The sequence below is a fragment of the Streptomyces sp. BK022 genome (assembly GCF_004217355.1).
GTDB lineage: Bacteria > Actinomycetota > Actinomycetes > Streptomycetales > Streptomycetaceae > Streptomyces > Streptomyces griseoluteus.
In genome coordinates, this window is sequence record NZ_SHKU01000006.1 from 531741 (window position 1) to 557088 (window position 25348).

Annotated in this window: 23 protein-coding genes; 12 read left to right on the plus strand and 11 right to left on the minus strand. The window is 72.5% G+C overall.

Annotation, left to right across the window (positions count from 1 at the left end):
* Positions 1-47: 47 nt before the first annotated feature.
* Positions 48-1334 carry an ion channel protein gene (locus tag EV284_RS26230; RefSeq protein ID WP_130338302.1) on the minus strand — a complete coding sequence of 429 codons (1287 nt, stop codon included), beginning with the start codon at positions 1332-1334 and terminating at the stop codon, positions 48-50.
* 145 nt (positions 1335-1479) lie between these two features.
* Here EV284_RS26230 and EV284_RS26235 point away from each other — a divergent pair, with 145 nt between their 5' ends.
* Entirely contained in the window at positions 1480-2241 is a 762-nt protein-coding gene (locus EV284_RS26235; protein ID WP_130338304.1) for a MerR family transcriptional regulator, read from the plus strand.
* 16 nt (positions 2242-2257) lie between these two features.
* On the opposite strand, the gene EV284_RS26240 is transcribed toward EV284_RS26235, so the two are convergent.
* The gene (locus tag EV284_RS26240; protein ID WP_130338306.1) at positions 2258-2623 is read right to left on the minus strand and encodes a YbjQ family protein; all 366 of its coding nucleotides are present in this window, start codon (positions 2621-2623) and stop codon (positions 2258-2260) included.
* Between the two features lie 143 nt (positions 2624-2766).
* On the opposite strand from EV284_RS26240, the gene EV284_RS26245 reads away from it, so the two are divergent.
* On the plus strand, positions 2767-3852 hold the full coding sequence (locus EV284_RS26245) for a VTT domain-containing protein (RefSeq protein ID WP_130338308.1): 1086 nt from the start codon (positions 2767-2769) through the stop codon (positions 3850-3852).
* Here the strand turns inward: EV284_RS26245 and EV284_RS26250 are convergent.
* Both EV284_RS26250 and EV284_RS26255 read right to left on the minus strand, forming a co-directional pair.
* Entirely contained in the window at positions 3849-5504 is a 1656-nt protein-coding gene (locus EV284_RS26250) for a threonine/serine exporter family protein (protein WP_130338310.1), read from the minus strand. The genes EV284_RS26245 and EV284_RS26250 overlap by 4 nt on opposite strands.
* Positions 5505-5621: 117 nt before the next feature.
* Positions 5622-6113, minus strand: coding sequence for an inorganic diphosphatase (locus tag EV284_RS26255; protein WP_030811306.1), 492 nt, complete (start codon positions 6111-6113; stop codon positions 5622-5624).
* 79 nt (positions 6114-6192) lie between these two features.
* Between EV284_RS26255 and dacB the strand changes: the two genes are divergently transcribed.
* The 6 genes from dacB to folE all read left to right on the plus strand — a co-directional run bounded on the left by dacB (position 6193) and on the right by folE (position 14018).
* Complete coding sequence (gene dacB / locus EV284_RS26260) at positions 6193-7788, plus strand: D-alanyl-D-alanine carboxypeptidase/D-alanyl-D-alanine-endopeptidase (protein WP_207229136.1); 1596 nt, start codon at positions 6193-6195, stop codon at positions 7786-7788.
* A 253-nt stretch (positions 7789-8041) separates the two neighbouring features.
* Positions 8042-9148, plus strand: a complete 1107-nt coding sequence (locus tag EV284_RS26265; RefSeq protein ID WP_165425654.1) for a zinc-dependent metalloprotease — start codon at positions 8042-8044, stop codon at positions 9146-9148.
* A gap of 168 nt (positions 9149-9316) precedes the next feature.
* Entirely contained in the window at positions 9317-10420 is a 1104-nt protein-coding gene (gene tilS / locus EV284_RS26270; protein ID WP_130338314.1) for a tRNA lysidine(34) synthetase TilS, read from the plus strand.
* Between the two features lie 86 nt (positions 10421-10506).
* The gene (gene hpt, locus EV284_RS26275; RefSeq protein WP_130338316.1) at positions 10507-11067 is read left to right on the plus strand and encodes a hypoxanthine phosphoribosyltransferase; all 561 of its coding nucleotides are present in this window, start codon (positions 10507-10509) and stop codon (positions 11065-11067) included.
* A 194-nt stretch (positions 11068-11261) separates the two neighbouring features.
* On the plus strand, positions 11262-13301 hold the full coding sequence (gene ftsH / locus EV284_RS26280; RefSeq protein WP_130338318.1) for an ATP-dependent zinc metalloprotease FtsH: 2040 nt from the start codon (positions 11262-11264) through the stop codon (positions 13299-13301).
* Positions 13302-13412: 111 nt separating this feature from the next.
* Positions 13413-14018, plus strand: a complete 606-nt coding sequence (gene folE, locus EV284_RS26285; protein ID WP_130338320.1) for a GTP cyclohydrolase I FolE — start codon at positions 13413-13415, stop codon at positions 14016-14018.
* A 46-nt stretch (positions 14019-14064) separates the two neighbouring features.
* On the opposite strand, the gene EV284_RS26290 is transcribed toward folE, so the two are convergent.
* From EV284_RS26290 to EV284_RS26315, 6 genes are all read right to left on the minus strand, one after another.
* Positions 14065-14553, minus strand: a complete 489-nt coding sequence (locus EV284_RS26290) for a DUF3180 domain-containing protein (RefSeq protein WP_086695539.1) — start codon at positions 14551-14553, stop codon at positions 14065-14067.
* Between the two features lie 60 nt (positions 14554-14613).
* On the minus strand, positions 14614-15225 hold the full coding sequence (gene folK / locus EV284_RS26295; RefSeq protein ID WP_030811279.1) for a 2-amino-4-hydroxy-6-hydroxymethyldihydropteridine diphosphokinase: 612 nt from the start codon (positions 15223-15225) through the stop codon (positions 14614-14616).
* Positions 15222-15581, minus strand: a complete 360-nt coding sequence (gene folB / locus EV284_RS26300; RefSeq protein WP_030811277.1) for a dihydroneopterin aldolase — start codon at positions 15579-15581, stop codon at positions 15222-15224. The genes folK and folB overlap by 4 nt, the downstream gene beginning before the upstream one ends.
* Positions 15582-15816: 235 nt before the next feature.
* Positions 15817-16359, minus strand: a complete 543-nt coding sequence (locus tag EV284_RS26305) for a nuclear transport factor 2 family protein (RefSeq protein ID WP_130338322.1) — start codon at positions 16357-16359, stop codon at positions 15817-15819.
* Complete coding sequence (gene folP, locus EV284_RS26310; protein WP_130338324.1) at positions 16356-17216, minus strand: dihydropteroate synthase; 861 nt, start codon at positions 17214-17216, stop codon at positions 16356-16358. The genes EV284_RS26305 and folP overlap by 4 nt, the downstream gene beginning before the upstream one ends.
* Positions 17217-17354: 138 nt before the next feature.
* A complete protein-coding gene (locus EV284_RS26315; protein ID WP_130338326.1) occupies positions 17355-19169 on the minus strand; it encodes a phosphatidylglycerol lysyltransferase domain-containing protein in 1815 nt (604 codons plus the stop codon).
* Between the two features lie 221 nt (positions 19170-19390).
* On the opposite strand from EV284_RS26315, the gene EV284_RS26320 reads away from it, so the two are divergent.
* The 3 genes from EV284_RS26320 to EV284_RS26330 all read left to right on the plus strand — a co-directional run bounded on the left by EV284_RS26320 (position 19391) and on the right by EV284_RS26330 (position 22995).
* Complete coding sequence (locus EV284_RS26320) at positions 19391-20521, plus strand: alpha/beta hydrolase-fold protein (RefSeq protein ID WP_130338328.1); 1131 nt, start codon at positions 19391-19393, stop codon at positions 20519-20521.
* Between the two features lie 94 nt (positions 20522-20615).
* On the plus strand, positions 20616-21794 hold the full coding sequence (locus EV284_RS26325; RefSeq protein ID WP_130338330.1) for a hypothetical protein: 1179 nt from the start codon (positions 20616-20618) through the stop codon (positions 21792-21794).
* A 52-nt stretch (positions 21795-21846) separates the two neighbouring features.
* On the plus strand, positions 21847-22995 hold the full coding sequence (locus EV284_RS26330; protein ID WP_086693747.1) for an NADH-quinone oxidoreductase subunit D: 1149 nt from the start codon (positions 21847-21849) through the stop codon (positions 22993-22995).
* 1 nt (position 22996) lies between these two features.
* Here the strand turns inward: EV284_RS26330 and EV284_RS26335 are convergent, their stop codons facing one another.
* Positions 22997-23983, minus strand: coding sequence for an SAM-dependent methyltransferase (locus EV284_RS26335; RefSeq protein ID WP_130338495.1), 987 nt, complete (start codon positions 23981-23983; stop codon positions 22997-22999).
* A gap of 151 nt (positions 23984-24134) precedes the next feature.
* Between EV284_RS26335 and EV284_RS26340 the strand changes: the two genes are divergently transcribed.
* A complete protein-coding gene (locus EV284_RS26340) occupies positions 24135-25340 on the plus strand; it encodes a sensor histidine kinase (RefSeq protein WP_130338332.1) in 1206 nt (401 codons plus the stop codon).
* The last annotated feature ends 8 nt before the right edge of the window (positions 25341-25348 follow it).

Genomic DNA, 25348 nt, shown 5'->3' on the forward strand with positions numbered 1-25348 from the left:
GCGGTGGAGACCGGTGACGGCCTCCACAGGGGAAGATCAGGGAAGGTTCACCGGATCGGGCTTCCGTCGGCGTGCAACTGCATCTGCGGGCGCCCGGTCACCAGCAGCCAGGCGGGCAGCGAGGCGATGCACAGCAGGGCGAGCACGGCGGGGGAGGCGACCAGCGCGGCGGCCGTGAAGAGACTCACCCAGCCCTGCCGGGTGATCGCCAGCAGCATGCCCAGCACGCCCGTGGCCACCGCGACCGCGGGATGCACGGCCGGGACCAGCGCGTGCGCGCACAGGCCCAGCGCGGCGCCGATGAACACGGCCGGGAAGATCCGCCCGCCCCGGAACCCGCAGGAGGCCGCCACCACCAGCGCGGCCAGCTTCACGACCGCCATCGCCGCGAACTGGCCCGCCGACCAGCCGCCGGGGTCCCGCGCCAGCTCCCCCATCTCGGTGAGTCCCTTGAACAGCGTCAGATGCCCGCCCACCGCCGCCAGGGCGCCCAGTACGAGCCCGCCGGCCGGGAGCATCAGCATCGGGTGCCGCAGCCGGCGGAAGACGGCGTGCACGTAGGGGAAAAGGTAGACCGCGCACATGCCGAGCAGCGCGGCCGCCGCGGCGATCACCAGGGCGGCCACCACGTCGCTCCAGCGGGGATGGCCGAAGGGCGGCAGGCCCAGGTCGAAGGTGGGGCGGGCGATCAGGGTGGTGGTGATGGCGCCGCAGGCGGCGGCGGTCAGCGGGGCGAACAGGTTGTCCCAGAGCCGCCCCCGCAGCGGGCGTCCGGCCAGCGACTCGGAGATCACCAGCGCGGCCGCGACCGGGGTGCCGAACAGCGCCCCGATGGTCCCCGCCTCCGCCAGCACCGGCCACAGCGCGTCCGGTGTCCGGGGGACCAGCTTCTGCCCGAGCCACATGGCGAGCCCGACGTTGACCGCGATGATCGGGTTCTCCGGGCCGAGGCTCGGACCGCCCGCCAGCATCAGCCCCACCGCGATCAGCAGTCCCGGCAGCACCCTCGGCGGCAGCACCGGCGCGTCCAGGCCGAGGGTGGCCGGGTCGGGCCCGGCGTGACCGGGGACCTTCCACACCACCAGGCCGACCGCGACACCGGTGGCGAACAGCACCACGAACATCCAGAGCACCGAGTACCGGCCCACACCCAGGGCGTCCGGCAGCGGCCCCCACAGCACGTGCTGGAGCTTCTCGGCCGCCGCGCTCACCCCGACGAAGACGAGGCTGGTCACGATCCCCACCGTCACGGAGGGCAGGATCAGCGGCAGCAGCGCACGCGCCGGGGCCGTGGGAGCGGTCGGGGGCGGCTGCCGCGCGGTGTCCTGGGCCACGGGCTCACCATAAGTGGACAGAGCCGACACAACATCCCGAACAGGTTTCCCCCTTGCACCTCACCCGGCGTGAGGACCGAGCGTGTACCGGGCGGCGCACCGGGCGCCGCCGACGGCACGAGCCGACGACAAGGAGCGAGGGACGTTGAGTTACTCCGTGGGACAGGTCGCGGGGTTCGCCGGGATCACGGTGCGCACCCTGCACCACTACGACGAGATCGGGCTGCTGGTGCCCAGCGGGCGCACGCGCGCCGGGCACCGGCGCTACGCCGACGCCGACCTCGACCGGCTCCAGCAGATCCTGTTCTACCGCGAGCTCGGCTTCCCGCTCGACGAGGTCGCCGCCCTGCTCGACGATCCCGGCGCGGACCCCCGCGCCCGTCTGCGCCGGCAGCACGAGCTGCTGACGGCCCGGATCGAGCGGCTGAAGAGGATGGCGGCGGCCGTGGAACACGCCATGGAGGCACGCACGATGGGCATCGACCTCACCCCGGAGGAACGCTTCGAGGTCTTCGGGGACCACGACCCCGAGACCTACGCCGAGGAGACCGCGCACCGCTGGGGCGACACCGAGGCGTACGCCGAGTCCCGCCGCCGCACCGCCCGCCACACCAAGGCCGACTGGCAGCGGATGCGCGCCGAGTCCGACGACTGGAACGCCCGTTACGCCGCCCTGGTGGCCGACGGCGTCCCGCCCGCCGACCCGGCGGCGATGGACCTCGCCGAGGAGCACCGCCGCCACATCGGCCGCTGGTTCTACGAATGCGGCCACCCCATGCACCGCTGTCTGGGTGAGATGTACGTCGCCGACGCCCGCTTCACCGCGTACTACGACGCCCTCGGGCCCGGCGTCGCCGCCCACCTGAACGCGGCCATCGCGGCCAACGCGGACCGGCACGAGGGGTAGGGAAACCGGTCCTGGCTCACTCGCGGGCCAGGACCACCGCCGTGCCGTAGGCGCAGACCTCGGTGCCCAGGTCGGCGGCCTCGGTGACGTCGAAGCGGAAGGCGACCACGGCGTTGGCGCCCCGCGCGCGTGCCTGTTCCACCAGGCGCTCCATGGCCTGGTTGCGGGTCTGCACCAGGGTCTTGGTCAGCCCCTTCAGCTCGCCGCCGATCATCGACTTCAGCCCGGCGCCGATCTGGCTGCCCAGATGCCGGGAGCGCACGGTGAGGCCGAAGACCTCGCCGAGCACCCGCTCCACCCGCCGTCCGGGCACGTCGTTCGCCGTCACCACCAGTACGTCCGGCTCGGGCCCCTGGCCGCCGCCGTAGTCTTCGAGTCCCATGACGCACAGCTTTGCGCCGCTCGCCGCACCGTGCATTCTGGGACGGCCGGTGGAACCTGGGCCGGCCGCGACGCGTTGATAGCTTTGGGCGGCCGCACCTGGACGCCGCAGCCGCCCTCTTCCCCCCTCAGGAGCCCGGACCCGTGATGACACTCGCCCTCGGCCCGAGCTGGCTCGATCCCAACCACCTGCTGAACACCTACAGCATCTGGGGTCTGCTGCTCATCGTCTTCGCCGAGTCCGGCCTGCTCATCGGCTTCTTCCTACCGGGCGACTCGCTGCTGTTCACCGCCGGCCTGCTGATCACCTCCGGCGAGCTCGACTTCCCGCTGTGGGGGGCGATCGCGCTGATCTGCGCCGCCGCGATCCTGGGCGACCAGGCGGGCTACATGTTCGGCAAGAAGGTCGGCCCGTCGCTGTTCAACCGGCCCGACTCGCGCCTGTTCAAGCAGGAGAACGTCACCAAGGCGCACGAGTTCTTCGAGAAGTACGGCCCCAAGTCCCTGGTCCTGGCGCGCTTCGTGCCCATCGTGCGCACCTTCACGCCGATCATCGCGGGCGTCAGCGGGATGCGGTACCGCTCGTTCCTGACCTTCAACGTCATCGGCGGTGTGCTGTGGGGCGCCGGGGTGACGCTCCTCGGCTCCTGGCTCGGCAACATCGGCATCGTCAAGGACAACATCGAGGCGATGCTCATCCTCATCGTCCTCATCTCGGTGATCCCGATCGCCATCGAGTTCCTGCGCGCCCGCGGCAAGAACAAGCGCGCCGAGCAGCAGGCCCCCGGGCAGCCGGCCCCCCAGCAGCAGCCGCAGGCCCCGGTCATGGACGACTCCACGACCCAGCTCCGCCGCATCGAGCCCGACCAGCCCTATGAGGACCCCTACGGGCGCCCGTACGAGCAGCAGGCGGCCCCCCAGCACTGGCAGCAGGGCTACGGCCACCAGCCCGGGAGCGGCCAGGGCTACCCGGGTCAGGGCCAGGGACATGCTCAGGGCCAGGGGCACGGTCAGGGTCAGGGGCAGGGGCAGGGCGGCTACGGCCGGCAGCAGGACCCGTACTACGGACAGCAGCCTCAGCAGCAGCCGCAGTACGACGGCTACGGACGCCCCCAGCAGCCTCAGCACCCCCAGCAGCCTCAGCACCCCCAGCAGCCTCAGCACCCCCAGCAGCCCTACCCCTACGGGTACGACCAGGGCGGGCACCGCCCCAGTAGGGAAAGGCCCTAGAAGCCCCTGGTCCGCTTGGCCGCCCGGCGCTTGCCGGGGGAGCCGATCCGCAGGGTGAGCCGGGAGATCTCCGCACCCAGGTTCACCCCGATGGCGATGGCCATGGCCAGGGAGACTGCCTTGGCCAGTGACACCAGTCCCTTGTCCACATGGCTCTGCGCGATGGACAGCAGACCGAAGTACGTGGCCGAACCGGGCAGCAGCGGGCCGATCGCCGCCGTGGTGAACGGCAGCGCGGACGCGAACTGATAGCGCGCCAGCAACTGCCCGAAGAGGCCCACCAGACCGGCCGCCACCGCCGTGGACGCCACCGGCGAGAAGTTCGCCGTGTGCAGCGCGCCGTACACCGACCAGGCGACACCGCCGTTGAGCGTCACCCACAGCACGGTGGAGCGCTCCTGCTGGAGCAGCACCGCGAAGGTCAGCGACAGCACCATGGAGGCCAGGATCTGCAGCACCGGCCGGGACTGGATGTTCAGCACCGCGTCCGGGTTCAGCTCGCCGCCCACCTGCACGCCGAAGTACAGCACCGTCAGCACGCCGATCACGATGGCGACGAAGAAGTACATGACCTCAAGCAGCCGCGCCGACGCGGTGATGTAGAAGCCCGTCAGCCCGTCCTGCACGCCCGCCACCAGCGCCCGTCCGGGCAGCAGCGCGAAGAGCCCACCGGTGACCACCGCGGACGCCTTCACGTCCACGTCCGCCAGCGCGAACGCCACGCCGATCGCGGCGGGCGGCATCGCGGCCACCGTGAACTGGTAGAACTCCGGCAGCCCGCGCCCGGCCAGCAGCCAGGCCAGCCGGTCGCCGAGCATCGCGCCCACCGCGGCCGCGACGAACACGATCGCGTCACCGCCGACCAGCACCGAGGCCGCGCCCGCCAGCCCCCCGCTGGCCATGGTCAGCGCCCAGCCGGGATAGGGGTGCCGGTTGCGCCGCATCTCCGCCAGCCGGCCGTACGCCTCCTCCAAAGAGAGGTGCGTCTCGGGGTCGGTCAGGTCGTCCACCAGCCGGAAGACGGCCGCCAGCCGGGTGTAGTCGGTGCCGCGCCTGCGGACCGTCCGGGACGCCGTCACCGGGTCCTCCACCAGGGAGGGCTGATAGGTGATCGACAGCAGCGTGAAGGTCACCGTCGGCTCGCAGCGGTCCAGCCCGTAGGACCGGCACACCGCGAACATCGCGGCCTCCACGTCCTCGGCGCCCTCACCGCCCGCGAGCAGCAGCTCGCCGATACGGAGGGTCAGGTCGAGCACACGCGGGACCGCGGGCCCCTCGTCCTCGGAGCGCACCACCGGCTCCAGCGCCGGCCGCTCGGCCACCGGCATACGCAGCATGGTGCGCATCCGATCCTGCCAGGGCGCGTCCGTGATCAGCGTGATCATCGGAACGCCCGTCGCGGGGGTGAACGCGGGCGGCGCGTCCTTGACGCTGTACGTGCGCGGCGTGTTGAACGCCGAACCCTCCGGCTCCGTCTCCGCCTGCGCCGACTCCAGCCCCTTGGGCACGGCGAACTCGGACGTCGTCTCCGATTCGCCGCTTCCCCTGGCGACCGCGAGCCCCTCGGGAATGGCGAACTCGGACGTGATCTCCGGGTCGAACGTGGCCCGCGCCTCGTCCGACCGGGGCTTGCGGTCCTCCGCCTCCGACACCTCGCACCGCTCCCTGAATGGCACCTTCCGATTACGCCTCAGTATGCGCGTGAACGCACGAGCGGGCCGCACCGCCCCCACCGGGGCGGTGCGGCCCGCTCGTCGCGGAAGGGCAGGTCAGTGACCGCCCTGCTCCTCCAGGCGCTTGTACGAGCGCTCGATCTCCGCCTCGGCCTCCTGGCGGCCCACCCAGTTGGCGCCCTCGACCGACTTGCCGGGCTCCAGGTCCTTGTAGACCTCGAAGAAGTGCTGGATCTCCAGGCGGTCGAACTCCGACACGTGGTGGATGTCGCGCAGGTGCTCCACACGCGGGTCCGTCGACGGGACGCACAGCAGCTTGTCGTCGCCGCCGGCCTCGTCGGTCATGCGGAACATGCCGATCGCGCGGCAGCGGATCAGGCAGCCCGGGAACGTGGGCTCGTCCAGGATGACGAGCGCGTCCAGCGGGTCGCCGTCCTCGCCGAGCGTGTTCTCGACGAATCCGTAGTCGGTCGGGTAGGCGGTCGAGGTGAAGAGGCGACGGTCCAGGCGGATCCGACCGGTCTCGTGGTCCACCTCGTACTTGTTCCGCGAACCCTTCGGGATCTCGATCGTGACGTCGAACTCCACCGGTGGCTCCTCCATGATCAGCGCATAGTTCTGGTGATTAAGTGTCCCTCACGCAGGAGTGTGATCGCGAAAGGGGCTGGTGGTCGTGCCGGAGCTGGGACCTTTGCGGTCCGTGGGACCGCGTGTGAAGCGGCTCGCGGACGCCCTACGACCGAGTCTGGCGCACACCGCGTCCGTCGTGAAACCGCGTCTCGCCCGGTTGACGTCCACCCTGCGTCCCGGACCCGGCCGGTCCGGTCCCAGGCCCTCTCGGACCTGGTACTTCACCGCCTCGGCGGCCACCGCCGGACTGGCACTGGCCGCCGGCGCAGTGGCCGTGGCCGGCCCCTTCGACGGCGCGGGTCAGCGTACGGCCGAGCGGGACCGCGCGGTCGCCCTCACGCTCGCACGTGGCGCAGATCACGAGGGCGGCGGCGTGCGGGAGGGCGGTCCCGAGGCCGTACCGAGCGCCCCGCCCGTGCTGCGCGCGCTCGGCGGGGCGGCGGAGCCCGCGAAGTCCGGGAAGGTGCCGGCGAGCGGTGTCGCGGGCGTCCTGGGCCCCCTGCTGGCCGACCCCGCCCTCGGCGAGGGTCAGGCCGCGGCCGTCGTGGACGTGGCCACCGGGAGCCGTCTCTACGGGACCCACTCCGACCAGGCGTTCACCCCCGCCTCCACCACCAAGATCGCCACCGCGGTGGCCGCGCTCTCCGCGCTCGGCCCCGACCACCGGCTGACCACCCGGACCGCGCTCGACCCCGACACCGGCGAACTGGTCCTCGTCGGCGGCGGCGACCCCACCCTCACCGCGCACAAGGCGAGCGGCGGCTGGGCGAGCCTGCGCACCCTGGCCGCCGGCACCGCCGCGGCGCTGAGGAAGCGGGGCGTCGAGAAGGTCACGCTGTCCTACGACACGACGCTCTACTCCGGTCCCTCGCGGCACCCCATCGGCGTCAACGACAACCTCGCCGAGGTCACCGCCCTCACCGCGGACGAGGGCCGCACGGACGACTCCGGCAGCGGGCCGGTGACCCGCGTGGCCGACCCGGCCGCCGAGGCCGCCCGCACCTTCGCCGGGCTGCTGAAGGAGGCGGGGATCAAGGCGACCCCGCCCGGCCCCTCCAAGACCACCTCCCGCGCGACGACCCTCGCCTCCGTGTCCTCGCCCCCGCTGTCCGACGTGGTCGAACGGATGCTGACCAACAGCGACAACGACATCGCCGAGGCGCTGGCCCGGCAGACCGCCCTAGCCTCCGGGCAGCCCGGCAGCTTCGCGGGCGGCGCCAAGGCCGTCGCCGCCCGGCTGACCAAGCTCGGGCTGCCGATGCGCGGTGCCTCCTTCCACGACGGCAGCGGGCTCGACCGCGACGACCGGCTCACCGCCGACCTCCTGACCTCGCTGCTCGCCACCGCCGCCGACCCCGCCCGGCCCGGCCTGCGCCCCGTCCTCACCGGCCTGCCCGTCGGCGGTTTCACCGGCACCCTCGCCGAGCGCTACGCCGACGGCGGCGCGGCCGGCCTCATCCGCGCCAAGACCGGCACCCTGACCGGCGTCAACTCCCTCGCCGGCACGGTCGTCACCAAGGACGGCCGCCTCCTCACCTTCGCCTTCCTCACCTCGGGCACCACCGACCCCCAGTCCGCCCAGTCCGCGCTGGACCACACGGCGACCACCCTGGCCAACTGCGGCTGCGGCTAGCCTCCGGCGGCTCGACGGGGGTCCGGCCGGGCGGGACACGGCCCGCCGGGCGCCCCCCCCTCGGCGGGACGCCCGGCGCGGTGCGGGCTGCTCGTCCCGAGGCAGGGGCATCCGCACCCGTCTCCGCCGGTCCCTGCACCGCCGAACGCCGCCCACCGGGGCCCCGCCCGGCCCGGTTCGCGGACTGCCCCGACGGCGGGGGCTCACGTACGGTTGACGCATGACGAGCTTCGGTGGCACCGCTTCTCAGGGGATGGTCGACTGGAACCTCGCGGTGGCGACCGCGACGCGGCTCGTGCGGCCGGGGCCGGAGATCACCAGGGACGAGGCCAGGGCGGTGGTGGCGGAGCTGCGCCGGCACGCCAAGGTCTCCGAGGAACACGTCCGCGCCTTCACTCGCATGGGGACCGAGGACGTCCACGACACCCCCGTACTGGTCGTCGACCGGCCCGGCTGGGTACGGGCCAACGTCGCCGGGTTCCGGGAGCTGCTGAGGCCGCTGCTCGACAAGATGCAGGAGCGGCGCGGCCCCGGCGCGGGCAACGCCGTCCTCGGTGCCGTCGGCGGCAAGGTGACCGGCGTGGAACTCGGCATGCTGCTGTCGTTCCTGTCCTCCCGCGTCCTCGGCCAGTACGAGACCTTCGCCCCCACCGCCCCCGACCTGCCCGCGGGCACCGCGCCCGGCGGAGGCGGCCGGCTGCTGCTCGTCGCCCCGAACATCGTCCACGTGGAGCGCGAACTCGACGTGGACCCCCACGACTTCCGGCTCTGGGTGTGCCTGCACGAGGAGACCCACCGCACCCAGTTCACCGCCGTGCCCTGGCTCCGCGACCACCTGGAGGGCGAGATCCAGGCGTTCCTCGCGGAGACCGACGTCGACCCGATGACGTTCCTCGAGCGCATCCGGGAGGCCGCCCAGTCGCTCGCCGGAGGCCGCCCCGAGGGCGAGCAGGAGGACGGCGGACGCTCGCTGGTGGAGCTGGTCCAGAGCCCCGCCCAGCGGGAGATCCTCGGGCGCCTCACCGCCGTCATGTCCCTGCTGGAGGGGCACGCCGACTTCGTCATGGACGGCGTCGGCCCCGAGGTCGTGCCGAGCGTCGCCGAGATCCGCGAGAAGTTCCAGCAGCGCCGCGCCAAGGGCGCCTCCCGCCTCGACCTCGCGCTGCGCAAGCTCCTCGGACTCGACGCCAAGCTGCGCCAGTACCGCGACGGCGAGCGCTTCGTCCGCGCGGTCGTGGACGAGGTCGGCATGGACGGCTTCAACCGGGTGTGGACCTCGCCCAACACGCTGCCCACCAAGGCCGAGATCTCCGACCCGGCCGGCTGGGTCGCGCGCGTGCACCGCACGACTGAACCCTGAGAGCGGGCGGACGGCAGGGAAACGCCCCTCCAATCACCCGTCCGAGGGACCGTCAGCCATGCGTAGGCGTGCAATGCTCGGGGAAGGGCCCGCTTCTGTCACCATCGACGCACTCTGAGTGACCGGAATTCGGGCTCGTCCCCCGAAACTTCATGAAGGGAACCGGACATGGGTCCCCATCCCGCGGTCGCGGCGATACGCCTGGCGGTCCGCCGCGTCCTCCACGACATCGCCACCGGCCAGGCCGCCGAGCACGGCAGCACCGCCCACGGCGGCAGCGGCCACGGCGCCGTCGCCGTCGCCCACCGAACCGGCGGCCCGAGCACCGCGCAGCGCCACCGGGGCCCCGCCCCCGCCACCGCGCCGCTCGTCCTCGTCGCCTGCTCCGGCGGCGCCGACTCCATGGCGCTCGCCTCCGCCCTCGCCTTCGAGGCACCCCGCCTCGGCCTGCGCGCCGGCGGCGTCACCGTCGACCACGGCCTCCAGCCCGGCTCCGCCCTGCGCGCCGAGGAGGTCGCCCTCAGACTGCGCGAGCTCGGCCTCGCCCCCGTCGAGTCCGTCACGGTCACCGTGGGCCGGGACGGCGGCCCCGAGGCAGCCGCGAGGGACGCCCGGTACGCCGCCCTGGACGCCGCCGCCGAACGTCACGGCGCCGCCGCCGTCCTGCTCGGCCACACCCGCGACGACCAGGCCGAGACCGTCCTGCTCGGCCTCGCCCGCGGCTCCGGCATCCGCTCCCTGTCCGGCATGGCCGCGGTCTCGGGGGCCGACGGCCGTTACCGGCGCCCGTTCCTCCAGCTCGACCGGCAGACCGCCCGCAAGGCGTGCCTGGTCCAGTCGCTGCCCGTCTGGGACGACCCGCACAACACCGACCCGGCCTACACCCGCTCCCGGCTGCGCCACGAGGGTCTGCCCGCGCTGGAGAAGGCGCTCGGCAAGGGCGTCGTGGAGGCGCTCGCCCGCACCGCCCAGCTCTCCCGCGACGACGCCGACGCCCTGGACGCCTGGGCCGGCCAGGCCGAGTCCTCCGTACGGGACGCCGAGGGCATGCTGGAGTGCGCCAAGCTCTACGCGCTGCCCCCCGCGGTGCGCCGCCGGGTGCTGCGCCGGGCCGCCATCGAGGCGGGCGCCCCCGCCGGTTCGCTCTTCGCCCGGCACGTCGAGGAGATGGACCGCCTGATCACCGGCTGGCGCGGCCAGGGGGCCATCAATCTGCCGGGCAAGGTCGTCGCCCGGCGGCAGGGTGGCAGACTGGTGATTCGGCAAGGCTGAAATCCCGACCCCCGGAGCCCGACTCCGACGGGCCGGGCCTGCCGGTGGCCGCCGGCGCGGCCATAAATGCGGGACGACCGAAAGTGATGCGGGTGGACGCGAAAGACATGGGTGCCGACCTCCAGCGGGTGCTCATCACCAAGGAAGAGATCGACGCGAAGCTGGCCGAGCTGGCCGCCAAGATCGACGCGGAGTACGCGGGCAAGGACCTGCTGATCGTCGGAGTCCTCAAGGGCGCCGTCATGGTCATGGCGGACCTGGCGCGCGCGCTGTCCACCCCCGTCACCATGGACTGGATGGCCGTGTCCTCCTACGGCGCGGGCACCCAGTCCTCCGGTGTCGTCCGCATCCTCAAGGACCTCGACACCGACATCAAGGGGCGGCACGTCCTGATCGTCGAGGACATCATCGACTCCGGGCTGACCCTGTCCTGGCTGATCAACAACCTCGGCTCGCGCGAGCCCGCCTCCCTGAAGGTGTGCACGCTGCTGCGCAAGCCGGACGCCGCCAAGGTCGCCATCGACGTGGAGTGGGCCGGCTTCGACATCCCGAACGAGTTCGTGGTCGGCTACGGCCTGGACTACGCCGAGAAGTACCGGAACCTCCCGTTCGTCGGTACGCTCGCGCCCCACGTCTACGGCGGCTGACCCGGGCGGCGCACACCGCCGGGGAAGATCGGGAACCCCGGCGGGCTCCGTGACGTTGGAGCATTGGAAGACGGGCCGTGGTCCGTCCGGCCCGCCGAGTGCGGCTGCGGACGACGAGGCTGGGGTACCGTCAGAAGAACTGTCTTATCAAACTCACTATGGCAGGAGGGACGGGGCGTCACCGCTCCGTGTGGATGGACGTGAAGCGATACTTCCGTGGGCCGGTCATGTGGATCGTGCTGGCCGTCCTTGCCGTGGTCGTGTTGATGCAGGTCGTCGGCGATTCCGGCGGCTACAAGACGGTGGACACCGGCCAGGTCGTGGCGGCGATCAACGACAACAAGATCAAGTCGGCCAAGCTGACCACCGGTGACGAGCAGACCATCAAGGTCACGCTCAAGGACGGCGTCAAGGTCAAGGACAGCTCGAAGATCCAGGCGAGCTACATCGGCGACCAGGGCGTGGCACTGGCGCAGACCCTGCAGAACAAGTACCAGGACAAGCAGATCACCGAGGGATACACCGTCTCCCCCTCGAAGCAGAGCCCGTTCGTCGGCGTGCTGCTCACCCTGCTGCCCTTCGTCCTGATCGTGGTCGTGTTCCTGTTCCTGATGAACCAGATGCAGGGCGGTGGTTCGCGGGTCATGAACTTCGGCAAGTCCAAGGCGAAGCTCATCACCAAGGACACGCCGAAGACCACCTTCTCCGACGTCGCCGGCTGTGACGAGGCCGTCGAGGAGCTCCACGAGATCAAGGAGTTCCTCCAGGAGCCGGCCAAGTTCCAGGCCGTCGGCGCCAAGATCCCCAAGGGCGTGCTGCTGTACGGCCGCCCGGGTACCGGCAAGACCCTGCTGGCGCGTGCCGTCGCGGGCGAGGCCGGGGTCCCGTTCTACTCGATCTCCGGTTCCGACTTCGTCGAGATGTTCGTCGGTGTTGGTGCCTCCCGGGTACGTGACCTGTTCGAGCAGGCCAAGGCGAACGCCCCGGCGATCGTCTTCGTCGACGAGATCGACGCGGTCGGCCGGCACCGTGGTGCCGGACTCGGCGGCGGTCACGACGAGCGCGAGCAGACCCTGAACCAGCTCCTGGTCGAGATGGACGGCTTCGACGTGAAGGGCGGCGTCATCCTGATCGCCGCCACGAACCGGCCCGACATCCTGGACCCGGCCCTGCTGCGTCCCGGTCGATTCGACCGGCAGATCGCGGTCGACCCGCCGGACCTCCAGGGCCGCCTGGAGATCCTCAAGGTCCACCAGAAGGGCAAGCCGGTCGCGCCCGACGTCGACCTGGCCGCCGTCGCCCGCCGGACCCCCGGCATGACCGGCGCCGACCTGGCCAACGTGCTCAACGAGGCCGCGCTGCTCACCGCGCGCAGCGACCAGAAGCTGATCGACAACAAGGCGCTGGACGAGGCGATCGACCGTGTGGTCGCGGGCCCGCAGAAGCGGACCCGGATCATGTCGGACAAGGAGAAGAAGATCACCGCGTACCACGAGGGCGGACACGCCCTGGTCGCGGCGGCCTCACCGAACTCCGACCCCGTCCACAAGATCACCATCCTGTCCCGCGGCCGTGCCCTGGGCTACACGATGGTGCTCCCGGACGAGGACAAGTACTCGACCACGCGCAACGAGATGCTCGACCAGCTCGCCTACATGCTGGGCGGACGCGCGGCGGAGGAACTGGTCTTCCACGACCCGACCACCGGCGCCGCGAACGACATCGAGAAGGCCACCAACGTGGCCCGCGCGATGGTCACCCAGTACGGCATGACCGAGCGGCTCGGCGCCATCAAGTTCGGCGGCGACAACTCCGAGCCCTTCCTCGGCCGTGAGATGTCGCACCAGCGCGACTACTCGGAAGAGGTCGCCGGGCTGGTCGACGAAGAGGTCAAGAAGCTCATCGAGACCGCGCACAACGAGGCGTGGGAGATCCTGGTCGAGAACCGGGACGTGCTCGACAACCTGGTCCTGGCGCTCCTGGAGAAGGAGACCCTGGGCAAGGAGGAGATCGCCGAGGTGTTCGCGTCGATCCACAAGCGCCCGCCGCGTCCGGCCTGGACCGGCTCCTCGCGGCGTACGCCGTCCACCCGCCCGCCGGTGCTCTCCCCCCGGGAGCTGGCACTGACCAACGGTGCGAACGGCTCGACGCCCGCGATCAGCACGGTCAAGTCCACGACGACCGAGCACGGTCCGGTCCCGGAGCCGTCCCCCGAGGACCGCCCCGAGAGCTGACACCCCCTTCGGCCACTGGCCGGAATGTATGCCGCGCCCCCCGGGTTCTAGCCTGGGGGGCGCGGCATTTCACCATGTCCGCGCGCTGGACGCACAGGAACGAGGCACCACATGACCGACCCCGTGACGCTGGCCGGAGACGGCACCATCGGCGAGTTCGACGAGAAACGCGCCGAGAACGCCGTGCGCGAGCTCCTGATAGCCGTCGGCGAGGACCCCGACCGCGAGGGCCTCCTGGAAACCCCGGCACGGGTGGCACGGGCGTACCGGGAGATCTTCTCCGGGCTTCGGCAGCGTCCGGAGGACGTGCTCACCACGACGTTCGACCTCGGACACGACGAGATGGTCCTGGTGAAGGACATCGAGGTCTACAGCACCTGTGAGCACCATCTGGTCCCCTTCCGGGGCGTGGCCCACGTGGGCTACATCCCGTCGGTCACGGGGAAGATCACGGGCCTGTCGAAGCTCGCCCGGCTGGTGGACGTGTACGCGCGCCGCCCGCAGGTGCAGGAGCGGCTCACCACGCAGATCGCCGACTCGTTGATGGAGATACTCGAGCCGCGCGGAGTGATCGTCGTGATCGAGTGCGAGCACATGTGCATGTCCATGCGCGGCATCCGCAAGCCGGGCGCGAAGACCATCACCTCGGCGGTGCGCGGCCAGCTCCGGGACGCGACGACCCGCAACGAGGCGATGAGCCTCATCATGGCGCGCTGAACAGCGCCCCACCGCACCCCACTCGATCCGGCGGACCGGCGGCCCCTCAGGCCGCCGGTTCCGTGCCGGTGGGTGGGGTGTCGTCGTCCTCGGGGAGGCGGCAGACGCGTTCGAGGAGGAGGGCGGCCGCTATGACCGCGAAGCCGGCGAGGACGGAGAAGCCGGCGTAGATGGCCTGGTCACGGCGGGCGGGGATGTCGAGGAGTTCCAGCAGGAGGACGCCGGTGCCTCCGTAGACGCCGCTGACCAGGGCGGCGACCAGTGCGCTGGCGTGGGCGAAGACGACCGCGCGGGCGGCCATCATCGGGTCGACGCCCTTGGCGTCGGGGCGGCGCTCGCGCTGGGCCTTGAGGCGGGCGCGCAGGGAGAGCGCCGTGGCGAACAGGACCACGGCGATCAGCGCGAGCACGATGGGCGCGGCCACCGGTACGCCGGGCAGGGTGCCGAGCGAGTTCCAGAGGCGCGCGCCGGCCCAGGACAGGACTCCGGCGACGACGAACACGCCTGCCAGCACCCTGATGCGAAGCTGTTTCACGGTGTCCCTTCAGGTCCCCCCGGACCGTGCCGGGCCCGTGGTCGTTGTCGACCTTAACGACTACTCGGGCAGTCGGAGTTCCAGATCCGCGCGGGGCGCGACTCCCTCGCGGGTGACGGCGGACAGCAGACCGGCGACCGCGCCCTGGCCGGGCAGCTCGGCGGCGGGGTCCACGTCGTGCCAGGGGGCGAGGACGAAGGCCCGCTGGTGGGCGCGCGGGTGGGGGAGGGTGAGCCGGGGGTCGGCGGAGGTGACGTCGGCGTAGGACACGATGTCGACGTCCAGCGTGCGCGGGCCCCACTGCTCGTCGCGGACCCGGTGGAACGCCTCCTCGACCGCCTGCGCCCGCTCCAGCAGCGAGGACGGCGGCAGGGTGGTCTTCAGGACCACGACCGCGTTCAGGTACGAGGGCTGGCTGCCGGGCTCGACGCCCCACGGCTCGGTCTCGTAGACCGGGGAGACGGCCTTGACGCGGACGCCGGGGGTGTCCTCCAGCGCGTCCACGGCGCCCTGGAGGGTCTCCAGGCGGTTGCCGAGGTTGGAGCCGAGGGAGAGGACGGCCCGCTGGGGGTTGTGCAGGGTGGAGTCGGCGTCGTCGACCTGCTGGACGACGGACGCGGGCACCGGCTGGACGGTGGGGTCGCTGTGACCCTTGCTGAAGGGGCGGGTCATGCTCGGCTCCGGAGGATGGTGACGGTCACGTCGTCGAAGGGGACGGTGATCGGGGCGTCCGGCTTGTGGACGCAGACCTCGATCTCCTGGACCCCTTCGTGCTTCAGGCAGGTCTGCGCGATCCGCTCGGCGAGGGTCTCGATCAGGTTGACCGGCTCGCCCTCGACCACGGCGACGGCCTCCTCGGCCACGATGCCGTAGTGCACGGTCTTGGTGAGGTCGTCGTCGGCCGCGGCCGGGCGGGTGTCCAGACCCAGGACGAGGTCCACGATGAAGGTCTGGCCCTCCTCGCGTTCCTTGGGGAACACCCCGTGGTGCCCACGGGCCTTCAGGCCCCGCAGCGCGACACGATCCACGCGAATCACTCCTGCAATCGTCGGGAACGGCCGGTCGCTGCCGCGCTCGGGCGGCACACCGGCCCTGGACGAATCTACCTGCGCGCACGGACAAGGCCGGGCCACGGGGGTGTGGCCCGGCTCCGGTACCGGAAGGGTTCACCGAGCGTTTGCCCGGGTGTCCGCCCAGGGGGAGCCGTTCGTGCCGTCGGTGGTAGCCGCACCTACCCCGGTGAACGTGATTCCAACCACGGCTTCAGGCCAGCGTGCCGTCGTCCGGCCCGACGCCCTGGTCGCCGCCGTCCTCCTCGTCCTCCTCGTCGTCCTCGGACGTGGCGAGGACCGGGGAGGCGTGGTGGGACCACAGCTTCCAGCCCTCGGGGGTGCGCCGGAACACGTTGGTGGCGACGACGAGCTGCCCGACCAGCGGCCCCAGCTCCTCGCCCTCCTCGGGCGCGGGCCCGCCGCTGAGGATGTTCTCGGTGCAGCTCACGATCGCGGTGTTCCCGGTGACGGAGACATGCACGTCGGTGAGGAAGAACTGGATGTAGTCGGTGTTCGCCATGATCAGCGCGTACGACCTGAGCACCTCGCCGCGCCCGGTGAGCACCGGCCAGCCGGGGTGGACACAGGAGACGACCCCGGTGTCGGCGGGGTCGTGGTACTCCTCGTCGACGCCCAGGTCGGCGGGGGCCAGCCAGAGCCCGGCCACCTCCTCGAAGTCGCCGCGCTCCATCGCCTCGTAGAAGGAGGTGTTGGCTGCGGACACCTCTTCGACGTCCACGTCCGCGGCGCTCACCGGGCCCCCTCCACCGCGCGGGCCACGCGGACCGCGTCGGCCGTGGCGCGTACCTCGTGGACGCGGACGGCCCAGGCGCCGGCGTGGGCGGCGAGGGCGGAGACGGCGGCGGTGGCGGCGTCGCGTTCGCGGGCCGGCGGGGTGGGGCCCCCGGGTCCTGCCAGGACGCGGCCGAGGAAGCGTTTGCGTGAGGCGGCCACCAGGAGGGGGTGGCCCAGCGCGCGGAGCCGGTCCAGGTGGGCGAGGAGGGCGAGGTCGTGCTCCGCCTCCTTGGAGAAGCCGAGGCCGGGGTCGACGACGATGCGCTCCGGGGCGACGCCCGCCGCGAGGACGGCCTCCACGCGCGCGTGGAGCTCGTCGCAGACCTCGGTGACGACGTCCTCGTAGTCGCCCCGGACGTTGCCGCCCTCCAGGAGGCCGCGCCAGTGCATGACCACGAAGGGGGCGCCGGTCCGGGCGACCACGGGCAGCATCGCGGGGTCGGCGAGGCCGCCGCTGACGTCGTTGACGAGGACGGCGCCCGCCGCGAGCGCCTGCTCGGCGACGGCCGCGCGCATGGTGTCCACGGAGACCGTCACGCCCTCGGCGGCCAGCCCGCGCACGACGGGGACCACGCGGCGCAGCTCCTCGGCCTCGTCGACGCGGGTCGCGCCGGGCCGGGTGGACTCGCCGCCGACGTCGACCAGGTCGGCGCCCTCGGCCGCGAGGTCGAGCCCGTGCTTGACGGCGGCCGTGGTGTCGAACCAGCGGCCGCCGTCGGAGAAGGAGTCGGGGGTGACGTTGACGACGCCCATGACCGCGCAGCGGTCCCACGTCGGAAGACCCGCCACTTCGCCGCGCCCGCTGAGGTTCTTCATACGTTCAGCGTAGGCCCCGAGGTGCACGGCGAAGGTGCGCGGGTCGGTACGGAACGGCCTCTTCCGGACCGCCTCGGCAAGGCGGTCCGGGGCCTTCGCGGGCCTTGGCGCGAGCTCGGCGGGATTGGTCCGGCCGGGTCAGGCGGCCCGTACGCCGTGCTCGTGGGAGCGGTGCGCGCAGGGTCGGGCGGCGGCGTTCCGGCGGCGCCGCAGGAAGCGGGGCAGTGGCAGCGCGAGGTCCACGAAGCCCTCCGCCTGCATCGCGGCGAAGCCGATGCGGGGCAGGTCGGCCGAGGCCCGGTAGACCACGAAGCGGGGCTCCCAGCGGGGCTGGAACTTGGCGTTGAACTTGTACAGCGACTCGATCTGGAACCAGCGGGAGAGGAACACCAGCAGCCCCCGCCAGGCCCGCAGCACCGGCCCGGCGCCGATCTTCTCGCCGCGCGCGAGGGCGGAGCGGAACATGGCGAAGTTGAGCGAGACCCGGGTGATGCCGAGCTTCGGCGCGGCCTGGAGGGCGGCGACGATGAGCAGCTCGTTCATGCCGGGGTCGGCCAGCCGGTCACGGCGCATCAGGTCCAGCGACGCGCCGTCCTCGCCCCACGGCACGAAGTGCAGGACCGCCTTCAGATCGCCGTACGGGCCGGGTGTGTCGTCCTGCTTGTGGGCGGTGGCGATCAGGCAGTCGCCGTCGGCGGGGTCGCCGATGCGGCCCAGCGCCATGGAGAAGCCCCGCTCGTTGTCGGTGCCCCGCCATGCCTCGGCGGCCAGCCGTACGCGCTCCAGCTCGCCGTCGGAGAGGTCACGGACGCGCCGGACGCGGGTCTCGTAGCCGGCCCGCTCGATGCGCTTGACCATCTGGCGCACGTTGCGCATCGCGCGTCCGGCGAGGGAGAAATCCGCGACGTCGACCACCGCCTCGTCGCCCAGCTCCAGGGCGTCCAGGCCGGTCTCCCGGGTCCACACCTCGCCGCCCGTCTCCGAGCAGCCCATGACGGCGGGGGTCCAGGAGTGGGCCTTGGCCTCGTCCATGAAGCGCTCGATGGCGCCGGGCCACGCCTCGACGTCCCCGATGGGGTCGCCGCTGGCCAGCATCACGCCGGAGACGACCCGGTAGGTGACGGCGGCCTTGCCGCTGGGGGAGAAGACGACGGCCTTGTCCCGGCGCAGCGCGAAGTGGCCGAGGGAGTCGCGGCGGCCGTGCCGCCGCAGCAGGTCCCTGAGGCGCGCCTCGTCCTCCTCGGTCAGGCGGGCGGCGGGGTGTTCGGGCCGGAAGGCGAAGTAGCTGGTGGTGACGGCGGTGAGCCAGCCGAGGGCGCCGAGGGAGATGGCGACGGTCCAGGAGGTGCTGCCCTGGTAGTCGACGGGGCCCTCGAAGCCGAACAGGCCGTAGACGACGTGGGTCAGCCGATCGGCCAGGCTCGGGTCGCCGAGCGTCCGGTTGGGGTGGACGCTGACGATGACCAGTCCGAGGACGAGGGAACCGGCGCTCATGAGGACGAAGTTGGCCAGCGCCCGCCAGCGGCTGCGCGGGTCGGGCAGGGCGGCGAACTCGGCGCGGTGGCGCAGCAGCGGGACCAGGAGCGCGAGGGAGATGAGCACCCCGAGCACCGAGTGCCGGTACACGAACTCGGCGACCGCGCCGGCCGGCAGCAGCACGACGGCGGCCCGCCAGGCGCGCCGCTTGCGGCGTTTGAGCCCGTGCGCGAGCAGGAGCAGCAGCACGCCCGCGCTGAGCGAGAGGGCCGCGGCGAACGGCCCGAAGGAGCCGGGCAGCGCCTCCGCGATGGCGTGCATACGGCTGTGACGGAAGCGCGGGAACACGCCCGCCGCGATGTCGATCAGGCCGACGAGGGCGCACGCCCGGCCGATCACGGTGGGGACGGCCTCGGCGCGCGGGCCGCGCAGTATGCGCCGCGCCCGGTTCGAACCCCGCGGAACCCCGCCTGACAATTCCCCATCTATCCTGACAGACATCGCATCCCGTAGCTCTGCGAGAGACCTTGAAACCCGGTGCCGATCGGGCATCCGGTGACATTGCGCCCTCTAGGACGGTGTCTTGGGGAGACAGGTTCCTCCCGCTCCGGAAAGTCGGGTCAAAGGTCAAGGAAAGCCTGGGGCAAGTCCGTGTCACGGCACGGTGTCCGAGGCGGAAAGCGCAGGCAGGAAAAGCCATGGGTCTCACGAGCAACTCACTTCTGGTGCTGGCGGTGGCGGTCGCCGTGGTGCTGTTCGGGGCCACGCTGTGGCTGTGGCCGCGCCTGGCCCGGCGGAGCTGGGCTGCCCTGGGCGGCCGGATCGGCCTGCTGCTCGCCACCCAGCTGGCACTCATCTGCTCCCTCGGGGTGGCCGCCAACCAGAGCTTCGGCTTCTACGCGGGCTGGGACGACCTGCTGGGCCGGGAGACCGAACAGGGCGTCCTGGTCGACCAGTCGGCGACGAACACCGGCGCGGGTGGCCCGCTCCGGGTGGTGAGCATCAAGTCCCCTCCGGGCGACGGCGGTTCGCGGGCCTCGGCGGTGGGCCAGGTCCAGAAGGTCGACATCGTCGGCCGGATCTCCCGCATCGCCACCCCGGCCTACGTCTATCTGCCCCCGGAGTACTTCCAGCCCCGGTTCCGTACCCGTACGTTCCCGGTCTCGGTGGTGCTGACCGGTTACCCCGGCACCGCGCAGGCGCTCGTCACCAAGCTCAAGTACCCGGCCGTCGCACGGAGTCTGGCCAAGGACGGGCGGGCGCAGCCCATGATCCTGGTGATGATGCGGCCCACCGTGGCGCCCCCGCGTGACACCGAGTGCGTGGACATCCCCCAGGGCCCGCAGACCGAGACCTTCTTCGCCAAGGACCTCCCCGAGGCCGTCCTCGCGCACTACCGGGCCGGTGCCCGCCCCGGAAGCTGGGGCATCATCGGCGACTCCACCGGCGGCTACTGCTCCCTGAAGGTCGCCATGCGCCACCCGGACGTCTACGCGGCCGGCGCCGGCCTGTCGGCCTACTACACCGCGCCCGTCGACCCCACCACCGGCGACCTCTTCCACGGCGACCGCAGCCTGCGTGATCACGCCGATCTGCACTGGCTGCTCGCGCACGAACCGGCCCCCGACACCTCCCTGCTCGTCACCAGCAGCAAGATCGGCGAACACAACTACCGGGACACGCTCAGGTTCGTGAAGGAGGTGCGCGCCACCGGCCGGACCAGGATCTCCTCCATCATCCTGGAGAGCGGCGGGCACAACTTCAACACCTGGCGGCGCGAGGTCCCGCCCGCCCTCCAGTGGCTCAGCGGGCAGCTCAGCGACCGTTGAGCCGGGGTGCCGAAACCCCGTGAAGCCCTTGCCGTGGCCGGATTTTTGGGCCTCGGGGGCCCATGAGGTGCCTACGCGCGGTAAGTTTCTGGCCATGCCACGTGGACGCCACCGCCATTCACCGCCTCTGCACCGGCTGTTGCCTCCCTCCGCGATCGCCGGTGTCGCCGTCGTCTGCGCGCTGACGCCCTGGGTGTTCACCTCCCTCGGGGTGGTGCGCGCCCTGGCCGGCGTCGCCGCGCTCACGGCGGTCGGCGGCGCTGTCGTGATGCGCCAGTGGGACGCGCAGGCGGGCAAGCAGGTCGCCGAGCTGACCCGCGCGCGGGTCAGCGACGAGTGGCGGTACGACGAACGGGTCGCCGAACTGGAGACCGACCTGGAGGAGTCGCGCGAGCTGCGCGCCAAGCTGGAGCGGCGCCTGCGGGCCAAGCGCGCCGAACTGGCCGGGCTGCGCAACGAACACGCCTCCCTGCTGCGCCGGTACGCGACCGCGGAGACCGAGCGGGCCAGCGCGCTGGAGGGGCGGCGGCTGCTGGAGATCGAGGCGGTGCCGGAGTCCGGCGCGCTCGCGCTGACGGCCGGCCCGAGCGCGGAGGCCGGGGTGGACACCACCGAGGCCCCCCGGGCCGCGGAGCCCGTCCCGGCCAAGGAGCTGTACCTGAAGGCCGCGACCGCCCTGGCGCGGCTGGAGCGGTCGGCGGAGGAGCCCGAGGCCGAGGCCGAGGACAAGCCCGAGCCCGAGGCCGAGGCGGGGGCCGAGGTGGAAGCCGTCGCCAAAGGAGATCCGGACAGTGCGGGCACCGGGGCCGGCGACACCGGCGACCACACCGCCGCCGAGGGTCTGGGACCCGTGGACGCCGAAGGCGAAGTGACCGAGGCGCACACCACCGCCGAAGAGACCCCGGAGGAGGCACAGGCGCACACCCCCGGAACGGCCGTGGTGCCCGCCCGGTCCACCGGCCAGCGGCCCGCCGGGCACTTCACCGTGCCGACCGCCGTCGCCGTCGTGCCGGCCGCGCCCTCCCGGCGCCCGCTCGTCGAGGGCGGGTTCGACTTCTTCGGTACGCAGAAGGACACCTCGGCGGCGCTGGACGTGCGCAACGAGGACCTGGCCGACGTGGTCGGACAGGAGGCCCTCGCCCTGCACAAGGCGGACGCCGGGACGGCGTACAAGCCCGCCGGCACCTACGACGTGGGCCAGGTCATCGACCTGACCGCGCACGACGAGACCGAGCACATCGACGTGGAGGGGCTGCGCAGCGCGGCGTCCTGACCCGCACCGCCCGTTTCCGCCGCGCACGCGCGCGTAGGGGAGACTGGGACGCATGACTGCCACGGAGACCACGGTCGGGATCGGCGGTGCCGCCGAGAGCACCGACATGGTGCTCAACATCGGCCCGCAGCACCCTTCCACGCACGGCGTGCTCCGGCTGCGCCTTGTGCTGGACGGCGAGCGCATCGAGCGCGCCGAGCCGGTGATCGGCTATATGCACCGGGGCGCGGAGAAGCTGTTCGAGGCCCGTGACTACCGGCAGATCATCATGCTGGCCAACCGCCACGACTGGCTCTCGGCGTTCTCCAACGAGCTGGGCGTGGTCATCGCCGTCGAGCGGATGCTCGGCATGGAGGTGCCCGAGCGCGCGGTGTGGACCCGGACCCTGCTCGCCGAGCTGAACCGGGTGCTCAACCACCTGATGTTCCTCGGCTCCTATCCGCTGGAGCTGGGCGGGATCACGCCGGTCTTCTACGCGTTCCGCGAGCGCGAGGTGCTCCAGAACGTGATGGAGGAGGTCTCCGGCGGCCGCATGCACTACATGTTCAACCGGGTCGGCGGCCTCAAGGAGGACCTGACCGACGGCTGGACCGGGCGCGCGCGGGACGCGGTGGCCGCCGTCCGCTCCCGCATGGACGTCTTCGACGACCTGGTCCTCGGCAACGAGATCTTCCGGGGGCGCACGCGGGGCGTGGGTGCGCTCACCCCCCAGGCCGTGCACGCGTACGGGGTGAGCGGGCCCATCGCCCGCGCCTCGGGCGTCGACTTCGACCTGCGCCGCGACGAGCCGTACCTCGCCTACGGGGACCTCCAGGACACCCTGAAGGTCGTCACCCGGACCGAGGGCGACTGCCTGGCCCGGTTCGAGGTGCTGCTGGAGCAGACCCACAACGCGCTCGACCTCGCGGACGCCTGCCTGGACCGGCTCGCGGAGCTGCCGCCCGGTCCGGTCAACCAGCGGCTGCCCAAGGTGCTGAAGGCGCCCGAGGGGCACACCTACGCCTGGACCGAGAACCCGCTGGGCATCAACGGCTACTACCTCGTCAGCAAGGGTGAGAAGACGCCGTACCGGCTGAAGCTGCGGTCGGCGTCGTACAACAACATCCAGGTGCTGGGCGAGCTGCTGCCGGGGACGCTGGTCTCCGACATGGTGGCGATCCTGGGGTCGCTGTTCTTCGTCGTGGGCGACATCGACAAGTAGGTCACAGAGGAGCCTCGGGCAGCCCGGCCGGCTGGAGGAGCCAGCCGAAGTCGCCGAGGCCGCCCGGTGCGGTGAGTTCCGCGGCGGCTCCGGCGCCGGCGAGGGCGCGTACGTAGGCGGCGGGGTCGGTGGCGGCCAGCGTGAGCGGGGGGCGCGCGCCGGTGACGTCCAGCGCGCGCAGGGCCTCTCGCTGGGTGAGCAGGCGAGGGGTGCCGCGGCCGCTCCCGGCCGCCGCGCAGGCGTCCAGGGCGACGTGCGCGGTGATGTCGCAGGTCCCGTCGGGCACGGGTGCCGTCTCCCGGCCCGCCCGGAACGCGGTGAGCGTGCCGTAGGGCGGGCGGGTGCCGAGGGTGTGGGCGTAGTCCACGGCCACCGCGAGCCCGCGCTCCACCCGGCCGACGGCTGCCGCCCAGGCCCGGTCCCTCGGCAGCCCGATCTCCGCCCGCAGCCCCTCCTCGGCGGCCGGCGGCCACCAGCGGGCCAGCCACTCCGCCGCCGCGCCCGTCACGGGCTCCCCGAGCCGCTCGGTGCCGTCCGGCGCGACCAGCACCAGCCGGGGGATCCCCGCGCCGTCGGTCTCGGCCACGTCCACGGGCACGTTGTCCAGCCACTCGTTGGCGAACAGCAGCCCGGTGACCGCCTCGGGCACCTCGGCCCGCCACGCGATCCGCTCGTCCAGCCCCGGGGGCCGGTCCGCGACCTCCACGGCGTACGCCCGCGTGCGCGCCGCCACCTCGTCCGGCAGCGCGGCCAGCACGCCCTGGACCAGCTCCCCGCGCCCCGCGCCGAGATCGACGAAGTCCAGCACCTCGGGCCGTCCCAGCGCCCCGTCCACCCGGCACAGCAGCCGGGCCACGGCGGCGGCGAACAGCGGCGAGGCGTGCACGGAGGTACGGAAGTGACCCGCGGGTCCCTCGGGACGCCGGTAGAAGCCCCGTGGGCCGTACAGCGCCGCCTCGGTGGCGTCCCGCCAGCCCTGCTCCGACATCTCCCGCACCGGGTCAGCCTAGGCGCACACCCACCGGGTCGGCCTATGCGTACAGAGGACCGGGGCATCCACCCTGCGGCGTACGTGTGCCGGGCACGGATCGCCCCTCCGGCTGACCCGTGCGCGCTCCGGGTTTCCTTACGCTGATGACGTGCAGCGCCTCTATGACTTCCTCCGCCGCCACCCCACAGGGGTCGACTGCTTCTGGGCCGTCGTCCTGCTCGGGCTCTCCGGCGTGAGCGTGGTGAACATGGACGGCGCCCCGCACCACCACGGCTCCTTCGCCGCGGCCTGGACGATCTCCACCGTGCTGTGCGTGATCCTGGCCCTGCGCCGCCGCCTGCCGGAGCTGATGCTGGTCGCGGTGCTGGCCACCGGACTGGCGCAGCTCATCCTGGACGTCGAGCCGCTCGTCGCCGACTTCACCATGCTGGTGGTCGTCTACACGGTCGCCGCGACCGGCGCCCTGTGGGCCTCGAGGCTGGCGCTCGCCACCAGTCTGGTCGCGGCCTCGCTGGCGCAACTGCGCTGGCCGAACGAGCAGGTCAGCGGGCTCGGCCAGATCGCGCTCGCGGTGTTCCAGACGGTGCCGTTCGCGCTGGCCTGGGTGCTCGGCGACTCCATGCGCACCCGCCGCGCCTACTTCGCCCAGCTCGAGGAGCGCGCCGCCCGGCTGGAGAAGGAGCGCGAGGCGCAGGCCAAGGTCGCCGTCGCCGCCGAGCGCGCCCGGATCGCCCGCGAGCTGCACGACGTGGTCGCGCACAACGTCTCGGTCATGGTGGTGCAGGCCGACGGCGCCGCCTACGTCCTGGACGCGGCCCCCGACCAGGCCCGCCAGGCGCTGGAGACGATCTCCTCCACCGGCCGGCAGGCGCTGGCCGAGATGCGCCGCCTGCTGGGCGTCCTGCGCACCGGCGAGCACCAGGAGGGCGGGGAGTACGTCCCGCAGCCCGACGTGGAGCAGATTGACGACCTGATCGAGCAGTGCCGCGACGCCGGGCTGCCGGTGGACTTCAAGGTCGAGGGCACCCCGCGCCCGCTGCCCAGCGGGGTGGAGCTGACCGCCTACCGGATCGTGCAGGAGGCGCTCACCAACACCCGCAAGCACGGCGGACCCGAGGCGGGCGCCAGCGTGCGGCTGGTGTACTTCGACGACGGGCTCGGCCTGCTGGTCGAGGACGACGGCAAGGGCGCCCCGCACGAGCTGTACGAGGAGGGCGGGGCGGACGGCCAGGGACACGGCCTGATCGGCATGCGCGAGCGGGTCGGCATGGTCGGCGGCACCCTGGACGCCGGTCCTCGCCCCGGCGGCGGCTTCCGCATCAGCGCGCTGCTCCCGCTGAAACCGGCGCACTGACACCTGTC

Excerpts from the sequence above, each read along its gene's own strand:
- EV284_RS26240 (WP_130338306.1), bottom strand. The coding sequence starts at position 2,623 with ATGGGACTCGAAGACTACGGCGGCGGCCAGGGGCCCGAGCCGGACGTA.
- EV284_RS26265 (WP_165425654.1), top strand. The coding sequence starts at position 8,042 with ATGGTCGACTGGAACCTCGCGGTGGCGACCGCGACGCGGCTCGTGCGG.
- tilS (WP_130338314.1), top strand. The coding sequence starts at position 9,317 with ATGGGTCCCCATCCCGCGGTCGCGGCGATACGCCTGGCGGTCCGCCGC.
- hpt (WP_130338316.1), top strand. The coding sequence starts at position 10,507 with ATGCGGGTGGACGCGAAAGACATGGGTGCCGACCTCCAGCGGGTGCTC.
- ftsH (WP_130338318.1), top strand. The coding sequence starts at position 11,262 with ATGGACGTGAAGCGATACTTCCGTGGGCCGGTCATGTGGATCGTGCTG.
- folE (WP_130338320.1), top strand. The coding sequence starts at position 13,413 with ATGACCGACCCCGTGACGCTGGCCGGAGACGGCACCATCGGCGAGTTC.
- folK (WP_030811279.1), bottom strand. The coding sequence starts at position 15,225 with ATGACCCGCCCCTTCAGCAAGGGTCACAGCGACCCCACCGTCCAGCCG.
- folP (WP_130338324.1), bottom strand. The coding sequence starts at position 17,216 with ATGAAGAACCTCAGCGGGCGCGGCGAAGTGGCGGGTCTTCCGACGTGG.
- EV284_RS26320 (WP_130338328.1), top strand. The coding sequence starts at position 19,391 with ATGGGTCTCACGAGCAACTCACTTCTGGTGCTGGCGGTGGCGGTCGCC.
- EV284_RS26325 (WP_130338330.1), top strand. The coding sequence starts at position 20,616 with ATGCCACGTGGACGCCACCGCCATTCACCGCCTCTGCACCGGCTGTTG.
- EV284_RS26330 (WP_086693747.1), top strand. The coding sequence starts at position 21,847 with ATGACTGCCACGGAGACCACGGTCGGGATCGGCGGTGCCGCCGAGAGC.
- EV284_RS26335 (WP_130338495.1), bottom strand. The coding sequence starts at position 23,983 with ATGTCGGAGCAGGGCTGGCGGGACGCCACCGAGGCGGCGCTGTACGGC.